Origin of the sequence: Acinetobacter oleivorans DR1 (assembly GCF_000196795.1) — a bacterium.
Taxonomy (GTDB): domain Bacteria; phylum Pseudomonadota; class Gammaproteobacteria; order Pseudomonadales; family Moraxellaceae; genus Acinetobacter; species Acinetobacter oleivorans.
In genome coordinates, this window is sequence record NC_014259.1 from 245,966 (window position 1) to 264,604 (window position 18,639).

Sequence of the window (18,639 nt, forward strand, 5' to 3'; positions counted from 1 at the left end):
ATAAATTTTTTATGGAGATCGCAAATGGAAATTAAATCTCGAGGCAGACCGCGCTCTTATGACCCTGAGCAAGTATTAGAGCGGGCATTACATGCATTTTGGAAAGGTGGATTTTCAGGAACTTCTCTTGATACTTTGGCTTTGGCCACAGGTTTAAACCGACCAAGTCTTTATGCTGGCTTAGGAGATAAACGCACAATCTATATTAAAGCGATGCATTATTTCCAAAAATATGCCCAGACAGAATTTGGCAAAGCATTGGAACATAAAGATACGGATAGGTCGTTTGCCGATGTTATTTTGAGATATTTGCGAACAGCTCTCGAAGTAGATGGATATCATGAAGATATCGATTTGAGTGGATGTGCAGTTATATCAACAGCCATGGCTGATGCGTTGGCTGATAATGAAATCCAAGCTGTATTAAAAGAAGTTTTAACAGAAATGAATGAACAGCTTTATCAACGCTTAAGTCTAGCTAAACAAAATCTAGAATTGCCTCATGATACGGATATTGATGCATTAGCTTTCTTAATGACTTCTGCCGCGCATAGTATTGGAATTCGTGCTAGGGCAGGTTTAGACTTACAGCAAATCGAAATATTACTACTTTCTGTGTCTAAAATTCTTTGCCCAACTTAAAGTAGAACTGTGTCTAAATTAAATAAAGCTCTCTAAAGTTTATCAATTATATTTTTCAAAATAGATAAATTGGGTTTTAAAGAGAGCTTAGATTTTGTTCCATTATCAAAATTAAATTTGCACTAGGCTTTAGGCGCTTTATTAATTAAAACAATGCCTGAAATAATGAAAATTGCGCCATATAAAAATGATAAGGTTGGCTGTTCATGAATGAAAACCCAAGCCATCAGTGCAGCAAAAATAGGTTCGGAAAGTTCGGTCACTTGTACTTTTGCTGCGGGTAGATATGTTAACGCTTTGGTTGTGCAATAAAATCCAAGAATGGTTGGCAGAACTGCCAAGCCTATTAATCCTAAAATAATATTGGAATTAAAACTAATGCTATGAAAGTTAATTAAAAAGGGCACAGCAAGATAAACACTACCAAAAAGTAATAAATACTTCGTTAGGAATAAACCACCATTTAATCTGAATTTTTTAATTAATACTGAAAATAGTCCATAGCCAGTGCCTGCAATAGAGGCATTGATCAGCATTAATAAACTATTTTCACCTTTCCATGAAATTAAACTAATACCCGCTACAGCTAATAATGTTCCAGCAATAGAATGAATGTAAATACTTTCTTTTAAAACTAATCTACCAAAAAATAAAGCTGAAATAGCGGCTGAAGCCATGAGTACCACAACTACATTGGCCGCAGCACCATGGTTGTAGGCAATAGTTTCGAAAAAGAATAGTGAAAAAATCCCTAAAAAGGCACATATCGCAATTTGGACAAAAACGCTGAGCTTACTTGGCGTGTTGCTAATAAATGCAATCTTTTGGCTAACAGGAACTTTAAATAAAAACACACTTAAAAAGAAGAACGCGATGACTGTTTTTAAAAAAGCAATGTCTTGTGGGCTTAAGCCACTGTGCATAAGCAATTTACTGATCACACCAATAGAGGCATTGAGTGCAGCAGCACAGAGTGCAAATAGAGTCCCAATAATCAGATTATTCACTTTTCTAATACTTCCATATATTTAGCCATAAGGAGTCTACATTGTTTTTCGCAATATAGCCCTGTCAAATTCCTTCTTTTCCATGAAGTATAAATTATTTAAATTTTGTTGGTGATGGATATTAATTTGAATTAGTCCATTTATTAAAAATAATTTGTTGTTTGATTGTTAATTAAATTATTTTATTTAATTTTAATTAGAAATTCTTAAAAATAATATTTTGTTGACATTTTTAAAAATATATTTAAACATAATATTTGATTGTTTTAAGTTTAATTAATAACAGTCTTAATTCTAGCTAAATAAGTATTTAATACTTAGATAATAATTTAAATATAATGGAGATAATTCGTGTTTTTCTCACAGGAAAGTTTGAAAAAATTAGAAAGTGCGGTTGATCATGCTATGCATAGCGAGTTTAAAAAAGATGAGATTATGCATAAATTTCATAATGAAGACTGGTTCGATGAAAATTATTATAAACGTCATATTTTAGAGTGTGTTATCCGCATTCATATGAATAATGAATTAGATGCAAATGCAGTGCGTGTTGCAGCCATCAATAATATCTCTGCCGCAAAACAGCTTTCATATTATTTATATGAGGAATTTGGTCACGATGAAATGTTCGGTCAGGATTTGACTAAATATGGCTATTCTTCAGATCAGATCGTTTCAAAAAATGCATTTCCTGAAACATGGAAACTGATGGGGTATTTAAACTTTTGTGTAGAGAAATTTGGGGCATTACCAGCAGTCGTTTGGGACTGGTTCCTCGAATATTATGGTGACAAATTTAATAATTTTATTACGCAAAAAGCGGGTGTTCATATGGGGAATCAGGCTGTATCGGGCGCAGCTTCGCATGTTGCATTTGATGAAGCTGAAGACCATAGCGGCATGATGACAGAGATGCTTTCTTCTGTAATTAAGACACAAGAAGACTTTGATCTAGCAATCAAGCATATCAATAGCTTTGTTCCGATGGTGGGTGAGTATTTTCAGGCTGTACGTGCTGAAACGCTTTCATAGCAATGGACTTAGAATATGCCAATGGTAAATATCCGCATTCAAGAGCATATTTACATTGCTGATTCTGAACAGTCTCTCATCGATGCGGTGCCAGATAGCGCCGTGATGAAAGGCTGTTTAAAAGGTGTGTGCCGGGTTTGTCGATGTAAGCTCAAAGGTGGAGTCGTATATGAGTCGGGAAATCAGGTTGCCGTAGGACAAGAGTTCTTACCTTGTATTAGCTATGCTCATAGCGATGTCGAAATCGCACCATTGGTTAATAATTTTAGTGTGGCTCAACTTGTTGGTAGAAGTTTTCTTGCTGAAAATATTGTTGAGCTCACATTTAAAATTAAAAGGACGTTCTTTAGCTCTAAAGCAATTGTGAATATCAAACACCCATCAGAGCCTTTAATTCGAAGTTACTCTGTGGTTTCACTGGGTGTGAAAAATTATGATTTTTTTGTTTTGCACATAAAATTAAGACCAAATGGAATATTTTCTAACTTATTTGAAAAGCTAGCGATTGGTGATCAATTAGAATACAACCTGAATAATCATATAGAACCTGAATACGAGAAAAATATCTCTACGCTGAATATTGTAAGCGGTGGAAGCGGCATGGGAGCTGCCCTTACTCGTGGATTGGATCTCATCCGAAAAAATCCTATTTCTAAAGTAAATATCTATGCGATTAATCGGTCGGTTTTAAGTGATTATCATCAACATTGCTTCAATGTTTTTCGAGAACAAGTTGATGCTGAGGTCAATATTATAAATATCCCGTTTTGTACGTGGACGAATAATGGATTTGATTTTTCAAATTATTTGGACTCTCACGAGTTAACAGTGGGTGTTGGTTCTACCCCAATAATTAATAAAATTTTAAATCAGCCTCTGTGTGAGTTAGAAAGTTTTGGTCCCTAACGGAGACTGTAACAATGACAGTAGTAGTTATAGAACCTATTTCTTCAGGCGTCACTTATTTAAATGCCGCTCAAGAATTAGGGATAGATTTATATGTTTTTTCTACTGATGAAGGAGAGTGCAGCATTGATGGAACAATGCGCCAAAAAGCAAAAGAAATAATAAAAATAGATACCAGTGATTTTCATAGTCAACTCTCTAAAATTGTTGAGTTAAAGACCATAAAAGCCATATTACCTGGTGTTGAATATGCAGTACCTATGGCAGCACAACTCGGTAACTCATTTGCCAAAAACTCACTTGAATATGTGGCAGCTCAAACAGTTCGAAATAAATTTAAATTTCGTGACAAGCTAACCAAGTCGGGTTTAAGCGATATTAAATATGCCTTGATTTCACAGGGTAAAGAAATTGACTTACCTCTAGGTTTTAAGTTTCCTGCTGTAGTAAAGCCAGTTGATATGGCGGGCAGTATGTCTGTTAAAAAAGTTGCAGATTTTGAGGAACTTTTAACAACAGTTGAAGCGATCTGGAAAGCTAAGCCTAACGATATTGGTTTCTATGCCAGTGGTGATTTAATTGTTGAAGAATACATTGTAGGTAAAGAATACAGTGTTGAAGGAATTATCCATACAGATGGAAAAATAACCTTTGCTTCGCTAACAGAAAAACTATTAGGGCCAGAACCTTACTTTGTCGAAATTGGGCATATTGTGGGTAATCAATATGACCGCCAATTTTCTGCACATGTTTTTGACTATGCCGAAAAAGTAATTCGAACCTTAGAGTTAAATATAGGGCCTTTTCACTTAGAACTGCGAGTTACACCTCAAGGAAAAGCAGTCGCAATTGAGTTAGCAGCACGTTTACCGGGCGACAATATTGTTGAGTTAATTAAATTGGCGACTAATTTTGACCTTGCTCAAGCGGTACTGAGTGAATACCTAGACCTGCCATATGCACCTTCAATAGAGAAAAATCTGGTTTCTGCAATTGCCTTTATGCCCCAAGGTAATCACCGTCTGTTCAAAGGTTTTAGTGGTTTAGATCAACTGTTAGAAGCACCTGAATGTGTACATCATCACTTCTACTATGAAACAAACGATGAACTGGCGTGCAACCATGATTGGACCTCACGATTAGGCTACTTCATTTTCCGTTCCGAAAGCGAAGATAAGATCCGTAGTTTAGTCAAACATATACATGAGCAGGTGAAAGTCATATGAAACATGTATTAATCATCAATAGATATGACGATGAACTATCTGATTATAATAAATATATAGATCACGATACTGTGCATGTGTCTTATATTTCCTTAACAGAAACGATGCGTTATATCACTTCTTCAAACTGTTATTGCATAGCTGGGTTAGAGCAGTTAAATGAAGAAGAAGTTCTCGATCAGGCTAAAAAAATCTATAGGAAAAAACCTATAGATTATGTTATTGCCATCTCAGAATATGACCTCGACGCTGCTGCTCGCATCCGAACTGAATTGAATATTGTGGGTGCAACCGTCGAAGACAATTTGTTGTGCCGTAATAAGAAAAAAATGAAAGATGCTTTAGCTCACTCAACTGTACGTTATCCAAAATATGCCGAAGTATCTTCGTATCAAGATATTGAAAAGTTTTTGCTGGAAATTGGCTCAGCTATTATTTTAAAACCTCAAGTAGGCGCGGCTTCTGAAGGGGTAATTAAAATTAGTGAGTTAGCCGATATTCCTCGTTTATCTTCATATGCGGGCTATGAAGTAGAAGAATTTGTTGAAGGGGGTATCTATCATGTCGATGCGATTATTTCAGACAATCAAATGCCTTACTTTAAAGTCTCAAAATATATTAATACCTGTTTAGACTTCAGAAATGGTGCGCCATTAGGCTCTGTAACGATTGATAATTCTGAATTTATTAACAAAGTAGAAAAATTTACTTTAGATGTGTGTAAATTCTTAAAATTAAAAGATCAGGCAATTCATCTTGAATTTATTGAATCTAAGGGTGAGTTGGTCTTTTTAGAAGTAGGTGGAAGAGTCGGCGGTGGAGAAATTCCATTCATCACATTACGCAATGAGTCTGTCGACTTATATGAAATGTGGATTAAGGCGGCCATGAAAATTCCACAAGAGCCAGTGAACACGAAAATAACGGGTTTTCTGATGATGCCTAATCCTTATAGTTCAGGCTTTTTATTTAATGGGATTAAAGAGCTCGAAAATGAAACCATTACCTATCAATTGATTCAGGAAAGTGGTGACCATAACAATTTTAGTTATGAAAATATCCCTGCCAAAATTCACTTTATGGGAGATAGTCAAATACAGGTCGAAGATGCGATTAAAAATAGTATGAAAATTTTGCAAAGCGCAATTTGTCAAAATCATCATTCTAATTTGAGTCTGAGTGAATCTTCTTAGTTGAGATTTGGCTAAATTCTAAAAATCAAAAGGCTTGGACTTAAAATGTTCAGGCCTTTTTAAATGGTGTAATGAAAGTACCTAATTTAAATAGCATTGTAAGGGACTTTTGTTTCAGAGAATTGTGATTTATAAAACTTACTCATATTATATAATTAGTTAATTATTAAAGAATTTTAAAAATGATTAAATCTATTATTTCAGGTTGTGCGGTTCTTACACTTTCGGCTTTGGCGGTCACGCATGCAGAGTTTTCTTTTGAACAAGAATTACAACAAGGCTGTAATAAAGTGAAGCAATACGCGAGCTTAGGTAAGAAAAATTACGACCAAAAACAATATAAAAAAGCGCTCGAAAATTTCCAGAACCAAGCTTCTTGGACTGCATTTTGTAAAGCCAATGCAGATGAAACCACAGTTAAATTTACCGACCGTGATGTTGAAGTTGCTAACAATAATGTGGGCTTAGCCTACGCAAAATTGGGTCAGCCACTTTGGGCGAGATCGTGGTTTATGCTCGATGACAAATCAAAATCGAGCCAGTTTAATCTTAAGCAATTACCTACACCTAAGGCCTCAAATGATTTGTCAGGTGAGTATGTACGTTATTCAGGTTTTGGTGAGTGGGATCACATCACGGTAAGCCGTGAGAAGAGCCAATATGCAATCAGCTATGCTGGTTTATATATGGGTCTTAGAAGCTTAATTTACGGCCCGAACATGGGTGAGTTTGGGACCACAATGCCGAGCAATAAAAAGCAAACCATTTATAAAGACGAAGACTGTCGTATTCAACTCGACTTTAAAACCAACGCGAAATTAGGAAATTATATTCAGGTCAAACAAAACGAGGGTAACTCGGGCTGTGGCTTTGGACATAACGTTTATGCAGATGGTACATATTTAAAAGTTGAGTCTGGGAAATAAACCTAAAAATAGGGAATTGAATGATGAATAAATTTGCACGGTTGCTACTCGTTTCTACGATTGCCATTTCATCTCAAATTTACGCCGAGCCAACCAGCACATGCAAAGAAGTGAAATTCCAAAAAGCCGATGAGGCGTGGAGTGGGCACTATTATTTAAATGGCGTGATGGAAGTTGGTTCAGAGCTTTTACTTCAGCCAGACGGTAAGTTTAAATGGATGCTTGCTGTGGGTGCTTTAGACCAATATGCCGAAGGTACATGGTGGAAAAATGGTGACTGTATTGGTTTAAAACCAGAGGCTAAATTTAAAAAAGATTTAAGTATTTTCCCTGAAAGCCTAACGATTTCTGACAAATCATTAGACGCGATTTGGGAAGGGGGACGCCAACAAGGCACATATAGCAAAGACTAAATAAAAAAGTCCGACACTGAGTCGGACTTTTTTATGACTTAGATATTAGTGATTGACCGCAGCAAGTTGCTGAGCGTTATAGCGTGCGCCCATGTTTGGATATCTCGCGATAATCGCTTCAATTTCTGCCAAGTCTGCTGTTGTTAAATGAAGGTCTACGGCACCCGCATTTTCCACGAGACGCTCGATTTTACGCGTACCCGGAATTGGAATAATGTCGTCACCTTGCGCCAAAATCCAAGCCAAAGCCAGTTGAGCTGCTGTCGCATTTTTGCTTTGAGCAAAGTCGCTAAATGCTTGCGCCAAGCTTTGGTTATTTTTCCAGTTATCGCCTTGATAGCGTGGTAACTGACGACGGAAATCACTTTCGTCTAGGCTGCTCACATCAAGCGTATTGGTGATTAAACCACGCGATAACGGTGAATACGGCACAAGGCTAATGCCTAACTCACGAATGGTTTTAAAGTGCGTATCTTCCAGCTCACGGGTAAGCAATGAATATTCATGTTGAACCGCTGCAATCGGGTGAATCGCATGCGCTTTACGAATAGTTTCAGCTGACGCCTCACTGAGTCCTAAATAACGAACTTTACCTTGTTTGACCAAATCGGCCATTGCCCCAATCGTGTCTTCAACTGGAATGTTTGGGTCAATGCGGTGTGCATAATACAAATCAATCACGTCTGTATTTAAGCGTTTTAAACTGTTTTCGACCGCAACTTTAATCCACTCTGGAGAACCGTCGATATAAGACTCTAAAGAGTTTTGTGGGTTAAGGTTGTCTTCTTTATAGCGAAAGCCGAATTTGGTCGCTAAGAACACTTTGTCGCGATGTTTTTCTAAAACTTTTGAGAGCAAAACTTCGTTTGCGCCGTTGCCGTACATGTCGGCGGTATCCCAAAAGTTAATGCCGAGGTCTAATGCCTTTTCTAGGGTTGCAATGCTTTGTGTGTCGTCTGAGGCACCATAGGCAAAGCTCATTCCCATGCAACCTAAACCAAGTGCTGATACTTTTTCGCCTGTTTGTCCTAAAGTTCTATATTTCATTTTTCACACTCTTTTTGCAAAATCACTTGAGTAGAAAAACTATAAAATGCTTTGGCTCAAACTGACGTATAACATTCAAACCAATAATTATAAAATTCAAACAATCTGTTTTTAGGCTACACAGTCTTCGCGAAATTTTTTAGGTGAAAAGCCCGTATTTTTCTTAAAGAAGTTGGTGAAATACGCTGAATATTCAAAGCCTAAGCTATAGGCAATTTCAGAAATATTCCAACTGGTATGTTGTAGCAACGCTTTGGCTTCTTGAGTAATGCGCGAACTAATATGCTCGGATGTGGTTTTACCTGTAGCTTCTTTTACAGCTCGGTTTAAATGGTTTACATGCACCGACAGACCATAGGCATAGTCATTTGCAGTTTTGAGTTTGAGCTGAAAATGGGGCGAGTCAATTGGGAACTGGCGTTCTAATAATTCAAAGAACAAATGGCAAATCCGAACCGCAGCATTGCTATGTTTTTCAAACTGTTGGGTCGGTTGCATTTTCATGGCTTCATGCACAATCAGGTGCAAATAGTTTCTTAAAACGTTGTATTTGTGAATATAGTCTGAATTTATTTCAGTCATCATCTTTTTGAAAATAAATGAAATTTCCTCAACCTGTTGGTCATTTAAAAAATACAGCGGGTCGCCGTCGACTTTAAACAGCGGTGAGTCTTTTAAAAAGCTTTGTCTAGATTCTTGGTTTACAAACTCTTCGGTAAATAGGCAAAACCAGCCTGCCTGTTCGGGCGAATTAATTTCCCATGCATAGGGAACCATTGGGTTTGAAAACAGTAAAGCAGGGCGATCTACCTTTATCCAACGGTTGGCGTAGTGAAGTTCGCCTGTGCCTAAAACCAGTGAAATTTTATAATAATCGCGGCGGCTATAAGGTGTGAGAAACGAGCAGGCATCGCGTTGGAACACATTGAAATGTCCAAATGAAGTCGATGGAACCGAGTAATCGCTATCTCTGGTTAAAGAAAAGCGGCGATAAAAATCATGTATGGTTTCCATGTCTTTGCCTGCGTGCGTTATCAATTTATTTAAAGTTATAAAATTCAAACTTTATTTACTGTAGCTTTTATTTATAGCGTGATCAATCGGGTCATTTAAACAGTTTTGAAAATGAATGATAAATTAATAATGAGAAAATGAGCCAATAGAAATAAAAATATTTTATAAATTAGCAATATATGTTTATTGACACTTAAAATCTTGAGAATTATTCTTTGCCTGCAAACCACTTTAGGGTAGAGCGATAAGGGGACACTTTCGGGTGTGCTGGTACTGTGCCCAGTCTGCTAACCCCTTATCGATCTGCCACCATTCTACGGTAGAACGATAAGGGAACACCTTCAGGTGTGCTGGTTGCTTTTGTACCAGTCTGCTAATCCCTTTTCGTTTTGCCACCATTCTATGGTAGAGCGATAAGAGGACACCTTCGGGTGTGCTGGTTCTGTGTGTCCAGTCTGCTAACCTCTTTTCGTTCTGCCACCATTTTTAGTGTTACTATGATATCTTTAGATTTAAGTTGAAGATCTTTTTAGCTTAAATATCTAATTGAATAAACAACAATAATTATTTAACTAATTTCTATTCAACCTTACATTGACACTCAAAAACGTGCGGATTATCCTTTGCGTGCTGGCCTACATTGCCAGTTAGCTTTTGACAGAGCTGGAACAAAAGGCGCACAACAACGTATTATTTCGTTTTGTGCGTTCTCTTAAGTCACGCCTTTATGGTGAGGCTAGGAGGGGCACGCTTGCGTGCGCTGGTTTCCTTTTGTACCAGTCTGTCAACCCTTCTAGTCTTGCCACCATTATTTGACAGTAATTGGTAAGACTCTTCTAAACCAAAAGGAGTCCGCCGTTATGCGTACTATTTCATCTCTCTCATTGGCAACCATTGCCAAAATCTTTACATCTATATCGCACTGGTCTTTAAAACGGTTTAGCCAACTCTAGGTTTTAAGCCATAGGTCATTACGACTAAAAAATCATAGCAACAATAAAACCTGAGATAGGCGAGCACACCATTTTTGTGGGGCTTTTGCATGCCTGTTTTTAACGCTCAATTTAAGAGTGACGGCATTTCTATCTCTTTTATATACAACAAAAAATTATTTTAAACGGTATAAAAATGCCAAATTTAGAAGCATCATTTAGAGCATTAAGCGTGCTCCACGCGGCAAAAGATTTATTTAATCAAAATGGGTTTTACATTGGGATAGATCGAATTATTGAGGAAGCCAAAATCCCCAAAGCTACTTTTTATAACTATTTTCACTCTAAAGAAAGGCTCATTCAGATGAGCTTAACCTTTCAAATAGATGCCTTAAAACATGAGGTATTTTCAATTATTCATTCGTACCGCGAACTCATGGCATTCGATAAACTCAAGAAAATTTACCTCTTACATGCGAACTTAGATGGCTTTTATCGGTTGCCATTTAAAGCCATTTTTGAAATTGAAAAGATCTATCCAGCAGCATATAAAATCGTCATTGAGTACCGAAACTGGTTCATTAAAGAAATTCATAAATTCCTTTTAACTGTAAAAGCGACTGCTACAGTTGAAGATGCGCACATGTTTTTATTTGTGATTGATGGCGCGATGGTTCAGCTTTTAGGGACCAATAACACTGATGAAAGGGATGCATTACTCGACTATTTTTTAAGTCGGGTTTGATGGGGGAGGCCCGATGGGAGTTGGGCTTTCTACAGAAAATTAATAGAAGTTTTTTAACCCTATTTTATATATGGATTAGATTATTTAATTACTATAGAGGTTAATAATACGATAGTTTTTAGCCAACTCATGAGCTAGATTTAGAACATATTTTTCAGGATTATTTTTAATAATTTCATCAAAAAAATTAGGACTATTTTTTAGAATTTCAGGTATTTGTGTTGTGTCAGACTGTCGTTGTAGAGCTAATAAAATAGTAAGTAATTCATATGTATAGTCTGGTTGAGCGTCATCTTTAAGAAGCTTTAGAATATGTGAAGAAAATTCAAAAGCTTCTGCTGCTGATAGCGAATAAATATTCTCATCAATGAAAGCAGATAAATACCACTCATCCAATTCTTCTTTTGAAGCTAATTTTTCAAGGAAACAAGATAGAGTATCTGTAAACATTTTCATAAGTAATCATAGATTATTATTCTTTAAAAGTTATATTCTAGCTTTGAAAAAGAAGTAAAAAGATTTTATATTTTTTGATAATAAAGATATTTTGCTCTCTCCTTAAAAGGCAAGTTTCTAATGAAGCATAAATTAATATTTATTTTCTCCATTATTTTTATACTTACAGGTTGCGGTAAAAAATATAAAATTACTCCAGAAGACTTGCCAGTTGCACGTATTAATCAAGAATATCAACAAATTATTAAGATTTCTGGTGGGAAAGTTATTGATAAATACGCTGAATTAGAAACTAATATACCCGAAGACCTAGGCGTAACAGTTAAACCTGTTGATGACTTGGATGGATATAATGTTATACAAATCAAAGGAACCCCTAAGCACAAAGGAAAATATAGAATTCATATAAGAGCTGATTTCTATGCAGGTGGTGATGCTGAAATTGACAAGATATATAGCTTTATTGTTCAAGATTAAAAATTATCGCAGAGACGGGAAATAGCAAAGTAGAGAAGTTAGTAATGACGGTAAAATTTAGACAATATTTCTTAATTTTTATTTTTGGATTACTCCTTTCCGCTTGTCAGCCAACCGCAAAACATGATGAAAATTTGACTTTGAATCAGCAGGCCTACACTTTGCATATGGGTGAAAAAGGTATTCAAGATTTTTCAAAGTATAGTGATGGAAAGGTCGATAATCACCCAGCGGGTGTTAGCTTTAAAGAGCTTCAATTTTCTCCTCCTAACTTAGGAAAATTAACCATAGAGAATGGTTCTAACAGTTTGTTAATTGAGCATGTTTTCTCTGTACTAGGTACTCAATATGATAAAAATGAAGGGATCCAAGTTTTAGATATTGATGCTGGCCTCACAAAAGAAGAATTTGCTACCCCAGAGCAGGTTTATCAAAGCTATGTAGCTTTAATGAAACGTATTAATCAGGCTGGCTGGAAAAACTATTTCTTTACAGATGCTCCGCGTATCGCTAAAGAAGATAATATTAAGCATCTATCGAAAAGTCGTGATGTCATTGACCCGAGTTATATTTTTAGCTTTGAGGAGTGGAAAAATATAATAAACAACAGCCCGACAAAATCATTAGGTTATAGGTTGTATGCTAATGGGGTTATTTTAGATATCAGTTTAAAAAGAACAGCTAAGAACGAACGGAATGAAGAACAATATATGCTTAGATTTAGCTTTCAGAGTGTTCGATACAATGAAAGAGACTCAATTCCTGACTCTGATAAAATGACACCTAGTGAATTCGAGCAAGCGTTTAAAAAGAGACTAATTGAAAATAAAAAATATCGGGAAAAGGAAGAAAGAAAAGCTAAGGCTGAGGGTTATCATATCGATGAAGAATATATAGATCCTGATGTTTGGCCTTATGTTAAGTAATTAATTTTTAATTTTAAAATAATGAAAAGGCTTAAATTTAAGCCTTTTCGAATAACTCTAATTACCGCTCATTTAAAACCAATTTTTTAATCTTCACAGCTTTCTCGAAGTGATCTAGCTTATGCTCCATAATCCACCAATAGGCTGCTTCCATGAGTAGCTCAGGGTTATCATTCTTATTTTTAAAAAAAGCATAAAAAGACAGACCGACATTGTCTCCCTTCTTTTCAATTTTATCGTCGCATCCCTTAATAAAAATTTCTCTTAATTCATTTCTCATAATTAGTATCACTTCAAGTCTATAAAACTAAGACGACTTATTACGTTCGCCCCAATCGCACATCATATCTAATAAAGGAATCAAAGACTGTCCTCTTTCTGAAAGACGATACTCAACTTTTGGCGGAATTTGAGGGTATTCCTTGCGAATAATAAGCTCGTCTCTTTCTAGCTCTTTAAGCGTATTGCTGAGTGTTCTAAACGAAATATTACCAATGCAGCGTTGCATCTCATTAAAACGCATGACATTTTTTTCATACAGCCAATACATAATAATCATTTTATATTTGCCATTAATTAAAGAAAGGGTGTAGCCGAAACCTGTCTCTTCTAATGGCGTATGTGATGGAACGCATTCAGTCATTTTTAAAATCTACACTATCTTTTGGTATAGTATATAACACAAATTACCGTACTTATATTTAGGAAAGCACACTTCTATAATCGATTTATCAACTTTTCGATAAGAGTGTTTTCATAATGAAAAAGACATTAGTCATTGTTACTCATCCCCACATAGACCAGTCTGTTGTAAATAAAAGATGGGTAGAGGAATTAGAAAAACACCCAGACCAATTTACGGTTCACCAAATTTATCAAGCCTACCCAGATGGGGTAATTGATGTTGCCAAAGAGCAAGCACTAGTCGAGGAGCACGAAAATTTAGTATTTCAATTTCCAGTGTATTGGTTTAACTGTCCACCGCTTTTGAAGCAATGGATTGATGAAGTTGTGACTTATGGTTGGGCGTATGGTTCAACAGGTGACAAGCTTAAAAATAAAAAGTTTATGTTGGCTTTGTGTGCTGGTGTTAAAGAAAACGTTTATTCAGAGCAGGGTGAATATAAGCTTTCTTTAGAGCAGATATTTACTCCATTTAAGCTAACGGCTTTATATGTGGGGGCGGATTATCAACCACTCCATGCATTTTATGGTTTAGACACAAATCCTTCTGAAGATGATGATGTTCCGACTCAACAAGACATAGCGAATAATGCGGTTCAGTATGTTCAGAAGTTATTAGCGTTGTCTGAGTAAGTTAAAAAAGGGAGAGGCCTGAACGTGAGGTTTGGGTCTTTCAAAGTGAAAAATAGTTTTGATATATTTATGATTTATGAATAAATAGTTTGCAAAAATTGAATTTGTCTATAAGTTGAAAAATACAATAATACGTCTTTGGAAAAAATTATGAATATCGCGCCTTTTCCATTTCAAATTACAAACTGGGAAGAAATTGAAGTCACTGAATATAGTGGTGAAACAGGAAAAGCTTATTGGAAAACTCAATTTTTTGGTGAAGAAGGAAATAAAATTAGAGTGAGACTTGTCGAGTACTCAGCAAACTATTTAGCTGACCATTGGTGCGAAAAAGGGCATATATTATTTTGCCTAGAAGGCGAGCTAGAAAGTAGATTGAAGGATGGTCGAACATTTACTTTAACTTCAGGCATGAGTTATCAAGTCGGAGATAACTCCGAACCACACCAGTCTTTTAGCTTGAATGGTGCGAAATTACTTATAGTCGATTAGATTCAATAAAATAGAGGGATAGAAATGTCTATCCCTCATAAAACATCTTAGTTTGCCAAAATTGTCATGGCAGTAACTAAACTTGTAATTCCTAAAAAGACATCTTTTAAACCAGCTTGGTCATCCATATAGGCAGGTGTGGTAACAAATAAGTTTTGTTTATCGACCACGCAGCTTGAGGTTTGACAAACATGGGGAATTGAACCCGTTTTTTCAATTTCTTTAGCAGTGTTAACGTCAGAGCCCAAAGTGATATTTGGGTGTAAATCTCCAAATGTAAGCGCTAAGAGCGCAGGGGATATGCATATTGCTCCGATCGGTTTCTTACTTTGATGAAACGCTTTTAAAATTGAGGCAACTGTAGAATGTACTCTTGCTTCTGCTCCTTTAAAGGCAAAAGTTGATAAATTTTTTGCGACTCCGAATCCACCCGGAAGAAGAAGGCCATCAAATTCATTTTCATTAAGTTGATTGAGTGAGAAAATTTCACCTCGGGCAATTCGTCCTGCTTCTTGTAAAATATTTCTCCGCTCAGTCATGTTTATTTCGCCACTCACATGATCGATGACATGAAACAAAGGTTCATCAGGTGCAAAAATTTGATATTCAATATTGGCTGTATCTAAAGCTAATAGTGTTAAAACAGATTCTCTAATTTCAGAACCATCCAAATAACCACAACCCGATAAAATAACTGCTACTTTTTTCATCTGCTTTCTTAAGTACCTTTTTTGATGTGCAAAAGATATTAAGTTTTCTTCTGAAAATTCTTTATACGCAGATTTGCCATAATTTCGCCTTAAGTAAGCATTTTAGTTTTGCGTAGCTTGCGTGGAGTAATGCCAAATAAATTTTTAAACTGTTCTGTAAATCTTGATTGTGATTGATAGCCACATTCAAATGCAATATTGCCAATACTGGTGTTAGTGGTTTGAATTAAGTGTAATCCATGCCCCAGTCTTACTCTATTACGAATATCTTGAATGCTATTTCCCTCACTTTTTAGCTTTCTTCTTAAAGTCGATGAGCTCATAAAAAGTTGGGATGCGATAAATTCGGCTGTGAGTTCTGTAGTTAAGTGATCAGAAATTAATGCCTGAACTTTTTCACTCAAACTTGTAGTCATATTCAGGCTAGAGATGTCGGTGTAACCAGAATGATAAATAAGTTCTAAAAGTTCTCTTCTTCTAAATTTAAAAATAGAAGGCGGCGCAATGAGAGAAAAATCTATAAATTGAGAAAGTGCATTTTCTAGTAAGGCGTTGAGTTGGCCTTGTACAAATTTTTTAGAAGTTCCTGACGGATTTGGGAGGTCTTTAAAGTCATCAAAATCGAATTCGATGAGGAGCGCAAAATATTCTTCTTGATTTGGAATGTTGCGCATATCAATGCTGGCGCTATTTGATAAAAATATAAAAGAACCCGCTTCGCATACAATGTTTTCAGTTCTACCCAACTCTTTAACGCCACTTAAAATAGCGATGAGTAACGGTTTCGTAATTGGAACATTTCTAATTTTTTGTTCTTTATAGGCTGAATAAATTGAAAAAGGTGAGTTTAAATTGTTATGTAAGTTAATTGCTTTTTTAGATAAAGAAGTGAGATTTTTCATTCAGTTAAAATGTTTGATTTAATCTATAGCTTAAATAAGATCAGAAAATTATCGGTCTTTTCGAGGTGGTTTTTTAATATTTGGCTAATAAAAAAGCTTAAACCCATTAGGTTTAAGCCTCTTTAAAATTCAATTCTGGCGGTGAGAGAGGGATTCGAACCCTCGATACGCGCAAACGTATACACACTTTCCAGGCGTGCTCCTTAAGCCACTCGGACACCTCACCAAGGCGTGCGATAGTAACTAAAAAAACGAGTCCTGCCAAGATTTAAGATGAGCATTACAGAAAAAAAATAATAGAGGTGATAAGATTGCGATAAAAATCATATTGGTTTAATTACACAATGCAAAATACGGCCAAAAAAGCAACCTTGCCTGCCACGGCTTTGGCAGCTCTTGGGGTGGTCTTTGGAGATATTGGAACAAGTCCACTCTACGCCTTAAAAGAGTCCTTCCATGCAGCGCATGGGTTGGGAATTCAGCCTGAAAACGTATTAGGAATTTTATCCATTATTTTTTGGTGCTTAATGCTGATCATCAGCATCAAGTATGTCGCTATTGTCATGCGTGCAGACAACAATGGCGAAGGCGGAATCATGGCCTTACTCGCATTGAACTTGCGTAAAGCCAAAATTGCCGATAACAAAAAAATCTACATGATTGCGATTGGCTTTATTGGCGCATCACTATTTTTTGGTGATGGTATTATTACCCCAGCCATTTCGGTACTGTCGGCAGTCGAAGGCTTGTCTATTGCAACTGATGTGTTTGACCCTTTCATCATGCCAATTGCGATCACCATTATCATCGCGTTATTTTTGGTGCAAAAACATGGTACGGCCTTTGTCGGTAAGTTTTTTGGCCCGATCACGATGGTGTGGTTCTTATCGTTAGGATTATTAGGCCTTCACAGTGTTATTCAGACTCCTGTGGTGTTGGGCATGTTTAGTCCACATTGGGCGATTCAGTTTATCTATCACCATCCCGTCATGACCTTTTTTGTTATGGGTGCTGTCGTTTTAACAGTCACAGGTGGTGAAGCTCTTTATGCCGATATGGGACATTTTGGACCAGTTCCAATTCGTCTAGCATGGTTCTTTGTGGTGTTACCGTGCTTGGTTTTAAACTACGCAGGACAGGGTGCATTATTATTAAGAGACCCAGCGGCGATTCAAAACCCATTCTATTTATTGGTGCCGCAGTGGGCACTTTACCCAATGATTATTATGGCGACCATGGCAACCGTGATTGCTTCTCAAGCCGTAATTTCTGGGGTGTTTTCACTTGCTCGCCAAGCGATTCAATTGGGTTATTTACCACGTTTAAGTATTAAACATACCTCTGAGTCTGAAGAGGGTCAGATCTATGTTCCTTTCTTAAACTGGTTACTTTTAATCGCAATTATTATCTTAATTTTGATTTTCAAAACCAGCTCAAATTTGGCAAGTGCGTATGGCCTAGCTGTAACTTTGACCATGCTATGTGACACGATTCTGGTTGCTGTGTTCATCTATTCGGCTTGGAAGTGGAGCATGCCAAAAGTGCTACTTCTGATTATTCCGTTCTTTATTTTAGAGTCGGTTTTAGTCGCAGCAACTTCACTTAAAATATTGTCGGGCGGTTGGGTGCCATTATTAATTGGCGCGATTGCAGTGACCATCTTAATGACATGGAAACGTGGTCGTGAGCTTACTTTTGCCAAGCTCGAACACGATACTTTATCGCTAGATTTGTTTGTGAAAAGTATTGGTAATAGCGTGCACTGGGTGCCGGGTGATGCTGTCTTTATGACGGGTACGCCGAACGTTGTGCCGCATGCCATGCTGCATAACATCAAGCATAATAAAGTGCTGCATCAGCGCAATATCTTGGTGACAGTAGTCATTGAAGATGTACCATTTGTTGCACCAGAAGAACGTATTTCAACAGAAACTTTAGCTGAGCATTTCTTCCGTATTAAAATCTTCTACGGCTTTAAAGATGAAATGAATGTACCAAAAGCACTTATGCAAGCTTATGAGCAGTTAGGTCTTGAATATGATTTGATGCACATCAGCTTCTTTATTTCGCGCGATCGTATTGTTCATTCGGTGGGTGATGGTATGTCTCCATGGAGAGAAAAACTATTTATCTCTATGCAGCGTAACACAAGTCCAGTGAGTGATTTCTACCAAATTCCAACTAACCGTGTAGTTGAGTTAGGTAGCCAAATCGAAATCTAAAAAATTGATGTAATAAAAAAACCAAGACAGATGTCTTGGTTTTTTTATGGCTCT

Annotated in this window: 21 protein-coding genes and 1 tRNA gene; 13 read left to right on the forward strand and 9 right to left on the reverse strand. The window is 36.6% G+C overall.

The window, feature by feature from the left end; all coding sequences use genetic code 11:
* Window positions 1-24 precede the first annotated feature (24 nt).
* Window positions 25-642, forward strand: a complete 618-nt coding sequence (locus AOLE_RS01095; RefSeq protein ID WP_013196638.1) for a TetR/AcrR family transcriptional regulator — start codon at window positions 25-27, stop codon at window positions 640-642.
* A gap of 122 nt (window positions 643-764) precedes the next feature.
* On the opposite strand, the gene AOLE_RS01100 is transcribed toward AOLE_RS01095, so the two are convergent.
* Window positions 765-1,649, reverse strand: a complete 885-nt coding sequence (locus tag AOLE_RS01100; RefSeq protein ID WP_013196639.1) for a DMT family transporter — start codon at window positions 1,647-1,649, stop codon at window positions 765-767.
* A gap of 351 nt (window positions 1,650-2,000) precedes the next feature.
* Here AOLE_RS01100 and AOLE_RS01105 point away from each other — a divergent pair, with 351 nt between their 5' ends.
* The 6 genes from AOLE_RS01105 to AOLE_RS01130 all read left to right on the forward strand — a co-directional run bounded on the left by AOLE_RS01105 (window position 2,001) and on the right by AOLE_RS01130 (window position 7,345).
* The gene (locus AOLE_RS01105; RefSeq protein ID WP_013196640.1) at window positions 2,001-2,681 is read left to right on the forward strand and encodes a hypothetical protein; all 681 of its coding nucleotides are present in this window, start codon (window positions 2,001-2,003) and stop codon (window positions 2,679-2,681) included.
* Between the two features lie 15 nt (window positions 2,682-2,696).
* Window positions 2,697-3,587: an FAD-binding oxidoreductase gene (locus AOLE_RS01110; protein ID WP_013196641.1), complete on the forward strand. Its 891-nt coding sequence runs from the start codon at window positions 2,697-2,699 to the stop codon at window positions 3,585-3,587.
* Between the two features lie 14 nt (window positions 3,588-3,601).
* The gene (locus AOLE_RS01115; RefSeq protein WP_013196642.1) at window positions 3,602-4,813 is read left to right on the forward strand and encodes an ATP-grasp domain-containing protein; all 1,212 of its coding nucleotides are present in this window, start codon (window positions 3,602-3,604) and stop codon (window positions 4,811-4,813) included.
* Complete coding sequence (locus tag AOLE_RS01120; protein WP_013196643.1) at window positions 4,810-6,006, forward strand: ATP-grasp domain-containing protein; 1,197 nt, start codon at window positions 4,810-4,812, stop codon at window positions 6,004-6,006. The genes AOLE_RS01115 and AOLE_RS01120 overlap by 4 nt, the downstream gene beginning before the upstream one ends.
* A gap of 182 nt (window positions 6,007-6,188) precedes the next feature.
* A complete protein-coding gene (locus AOLE_RS01125) occupies window positions 6,189-6,932 on the forward strand; it encodes a hypothetical protein (protein WP_013196644.1) in 744 nt (247 codons plus the stop codon).
* Window positions 6,933-6,952: 20 nt separating this feature from the next.
* Window positions 6,953-7,345: a hypothetical protein gene (locus tag AOLE_RS01130; RefSeq protein ID WP_035332186.1), complete on the forward strand. Its 393-nt coding sequence runs from the start codon at window positions 6,953-6,955 to the stop codon at window positions 7,343-7,345.
* Between the two features lie 45 nt (window positions 7,346-7,390).
* Here AOLE_RS01130 and AOLE_RS01135 read toward each other — a convergent pair whose 3' ends face one another.
* The gene (locus AOLE_RS01135) at window positions 7,391-8,392 is read right to left on the reverse strand and encodes an aldo/keto reductase (protein ID WP_013196646.1); all 1,002 of its coding nucleotides are present in this window, start codon (window positions 8,390-8,392) and stop codon (window positions 7,391-7,393) included.
* Between the two features lie 111 nt (window positions 8,393-8,503).
* Complete coding sequence (locus AOLE_RS01140; RefSeq protein ID WP_013196647.1) at window positions 8,504-9,406, reverse strand: helix-turn-helix domain-containing protein; 903 nt, start codon at window positions 9,404-9,406, stop codon at window positions 8,504-8,506.
* Window positions 9,407-10,534: 1,128 nt separating this feature from the next.
* Here AOLE_RS01140 and AOLE_RS01145 point away from each other — a divergent pair.
* Window positions 10,535-11,083, forward strand: coding sequence for a TetR/AcrR family transcriptional regulator (locus AOLE_RS01145; RefSeq protein WP_013196649.1), 549 nt, complete (start codon window positions 10,535-10,537; stop codon window positions 11,081-11,083).
* An 84-nt stretch (window positions 11,084-11,167) separates the two neighbouring features.
* Here the strand turns inward: AOLE_RS01145 and AOLE_RS01150 are convergent, their stop codons facing one another.
* Window positions 11,168-11,533, reverse strand: a complete 366-nt coding sequence (locus tag AOLE_RS01150; RefSeq protein WP_035332243.1) for a hypothetical protein — start codon at window positions 11,531-11,533, stop codon at window positions 11,168-11,170.
* A gap of 126 nt (window positions 11,534-11,659) precedes the next feature.
* On the opposite strand from AOLE_RS01150, the gene AOLE_RS01155 reads away from it, so the two are divergent.
* Together AOLE_RS01155 and AOLE_RS01160 are read left to right on the forward strand one after the other, a co-directional pair.
* On the forward strand, window positions 11,660-12,016 hold the full coding sequence (locus tag AOLE_RS01155) for a hypothetical protein (protein WP_013196651.1): 357 nt from the start codon (window positions 11,660-11,662) through the stop codon (window positions 12,014-12,016).
* A 44-nt stretch (window positions 12,017-12,060) separates the two neighbouring features.
* Window positions 12,061-12,942, forward strand: coding sequence for a hypothetical protein (locus AOLE_RS01160; protein ID WP_013196652.1), 882 nt, complete (start codon window positions 12,061-12,063; stop codon window positions 12,940-12,942).
* Between the two features lie 61 nt (window positions 12,943-13,003).
* Here AOLE_RS01160 and AOLE_RS01165 read toward each other — a convergent pair whose 3' ends face one another.
* Both AOLE_RS01165 and AOLE_RS01170 read right to left on the reverse strand, forming a co-directional pair.
* A complete protein-coding gene (locus AOLE_RS01165; protein WP_013196653.1) occupies window positions 13,004-13,222 on the reverse strand; it encodes a DUF6500 family protein in 219 nt (72 codons plus the stop codon).
* 27 nt (window positions 13,223-13,249) lie between these two features.
* Window positions 13,250-13,585 carry a winged helix-turn-helix transcriptional regulator gene (locus AOLE_RS01170; protein WP_005066976.1) on the reverse strand — a complete coding sequence of 112 codons (336 nt, stop codon included), beginning with the start codon at window positions 13,583-13,585 and terminating at the stop codon, window positions 13,250-13,252.
* A 116-nt stretch (window positions 13,586-13,701) separates the two neighbouring features.
* On the opposite strand from AOLE_RS01170, the gene AOLE_RS01175 reads away from it, so the two are divergent.
* On the forward strand, window positions 13,702-14,259 hold the full coding sequence (locus tag AOLE_RS01175) for an NAD(P)H-dependent oxidoreductase (RefSeq protein WP_013196654.1): 558 nt from the start codon (window positions 13,702-13,704) through the stop codon (window positions 14,257-14,259).
* 150 nt (window positions 14,260-14,409) lie between these two features.
* On the forward strand, window positions 14,410-14,751 hold the full coding sequence (locus AOLE_RS01180; RefSeq protein WP_001017478.1) for a DHCW motif cupin fold protein: 342 nt from the start codon (window positions 14,410-14,412) through the stop codon (window positions 14,749-14,751).
* Between the two features lie 47 nt (window positions 14,752-14,798).
* Here the strand turns inward: AOLE_RS01180 and elbB are convergent, their stop codons facing one another.
* From elbB to AOLE_RS01195, 3 genes are all read right to left on the reverse strand, one after another.
* Complete coding sequence (gene elbB / locus AOLE_RS01185; RefSeq protein ID WP_013196655.1) at window positions 14,799-15,461, reverse strand: isoprenoid biosynthesis glyoxalase ElbB; 663 nt, start codon at window positions 15,459-15,461, stop codon at window positions 14,799-14,801.
* Between the two features lie 89 nt (window positions 15,462-15,550).
* Window positions 15,551-16,363 carry a helix-turn-helix transcriptional regulator gene (locus AOLE_RS01190; protein ID WP_013196656.1) on the reverse strand — a complete coding sequence of 271 codons (813 nt, stop codon included), beginning with the start codon at window positions 16,361-16,363 and terminating at the stop codon, window positions 15,551-15,553.
* A gap of 136 nt (window positions 16,364-16,499) precedes the next feature.
* A tRNA-Ser gene (locus AOLE_RS01195) sits at window positions 16,500-16,589 on the reverse strand.
* 118 nt (window positions 16,590-16,707) lie between these two features.
* On the opposite strand from AOLE_RS01195, the gene AOLE_RS01200 reads away from it, so the two are divergent.
* A complete protein-coding gene (locus AOLE_RS01200; RefSeq protein ID WP_005300825.1) occupies window positions 16,708-18,585 on the forward strand; it encodes a potassium transporter Kup in 1,878 nt (625 codons plus the stop codon).
* Window positions 18,586-18,639 lie beyond the last annotated feature (54 nt).

What these genes read in the sequence shown, in the direction of transcription:
- AOLE_RS01095 (WP_013196638.1), top strand. Translation starts at nt 25, where the DNA reads ATGGAAATTAAATCTCGAGGCAGACCGCGCTCTTATGACCCTGAGCAA.
- AOLE_RS01110 (WP_013196641.1), top strand. Translation starts at nt 2,697, where the DNA reads ATGCCAATGGTAAATATCCGCATTCAAGAGCATATTTACATTGCTGAT.
- AOLE_RS01115 (WP_013196642.1), top strand. Translation starts at nt 3,602, where the DNA reads ATGACAGTAGTAGTTATAGAACCTATTTCTTCAGGCGTCACTTATTTA.
- AOLE_RS01120 (WP_013196643.1), top strand. Translation starts at nt 4,810, where the DNA reads ATGAAACATGTATTAATCATCAATAGATATGACGATGAACTATCTGAT.
- AOLE_RS01125 (WP_013196644.1), top strand. Translation starts at nt 6,189, where the DNA reads ATGATTAAATCTATTATTTCAGGTTGTGCGGTTCTTACACTTTCGGCT.
- AOLE_RS01130 (WP_035332186.1), top strand. Translation starts at nt 6,953, where the DNA reads ATGATGAATAAATTTGCACGGTTGCTACTCGTTTCTACGATTGCCATT.
- AOLE_RS01135 (WP_013196646.1), bottom strand. Translation starts at nt 8,392, where the DNA reads ATGAAATATAGAACTTTAGGACAAACAGGCGAAAAAGTATCAGCACTT.
- AOLE_RS01140 (WP_013196647.1), bottom strand. Translation starts at nt 9,406, where the DNA reads ATGGAAACCATACATGATTTTTATCGCCGCTTTTCTTTAACCAGAGAT.
- AOLE_RS01145 (WP_013196649.1), top strand. Translation starts at nt 10,535, where the DNA reads ATGCCAAATTTAGAAGCATCATTTAGAGCATTAAGCGTGCTCCACGCG.
- AOLE_RS01150 (WP_035332243.1), bottom strand. Translation starts at nt 11,533, where the DNA reads ATGTTTACAGATACTCTATCTTGTTTCCTTGAAAAATTAGCTTCAAAA.
- AOLE_RS01155 (WP_013196651.1), top strand. Translation starts at nt 11,660, where the DNA reads ATGAAGCATAAATTAATATTTATTTTCTCCATTATTTTTATACTTACA.
- AOLE_RS01160 (WP_013196652.1), top strand. Translation starts at nt 12,061, where the DNA reads ATGACGGTAAAATTTAGACAATATTTCTTAATTTTTATTTTTGGATTA.
- AOLE_RS01165 (WP_013196653.1), bottom strand. Translation starts at nt 13,222, where the DNA reads ATGAGAAATGAATTAAGAGAAATTTTTATTAAGGGATGCGACGATAAA.
- AOLE_RS01170 (WP_005066976.1), bottom strand. Translation starts at nt 13,585, where the DNA reads ATGACTGAATGCGTTCCATCACATACGCCATTAGAAGAGACAGGTTTC.
- AOLE_RS01175 (WP_013196654.1), top strand. Translation starts at nt 13,702, where the DNA reads ATGAAAAAGACATTAGTCATTGTTACTCATCCCCACATAGACCAGTCT.
- AOLE_RS01180 (WP_001017478.1), top strand. Translation starts at nt 14,410, where the DNA reads ATGAATATCGCGCCTTTTCCATTTCAAATTACAAACTGGGAAGAAATT.
- elbB (WP_013196655.1), bottom strand. Translation starts at nt 15,461, where the DNA reads ATGAAAAAAGTAGCAGTTATTTTATCGGGTTGTGGTTATTTGGATGGT.
- AOLE_RS01190 (WP_013196656.1), bottom strand. Translation starts at nt 16,363, where the DNA reads ATGAAAAATCTCACTTCTTTATCTAAAAAAGCAATTAACTTACATAAC.
- AOLE_RS01200 (WP_005300825.1), top strand. Translation starts at nt 16,708, where the DNA reads ATGCAAAATACGGCCAAAAAAGCAACCTTGCCTGCCACGGCTTTGGCA.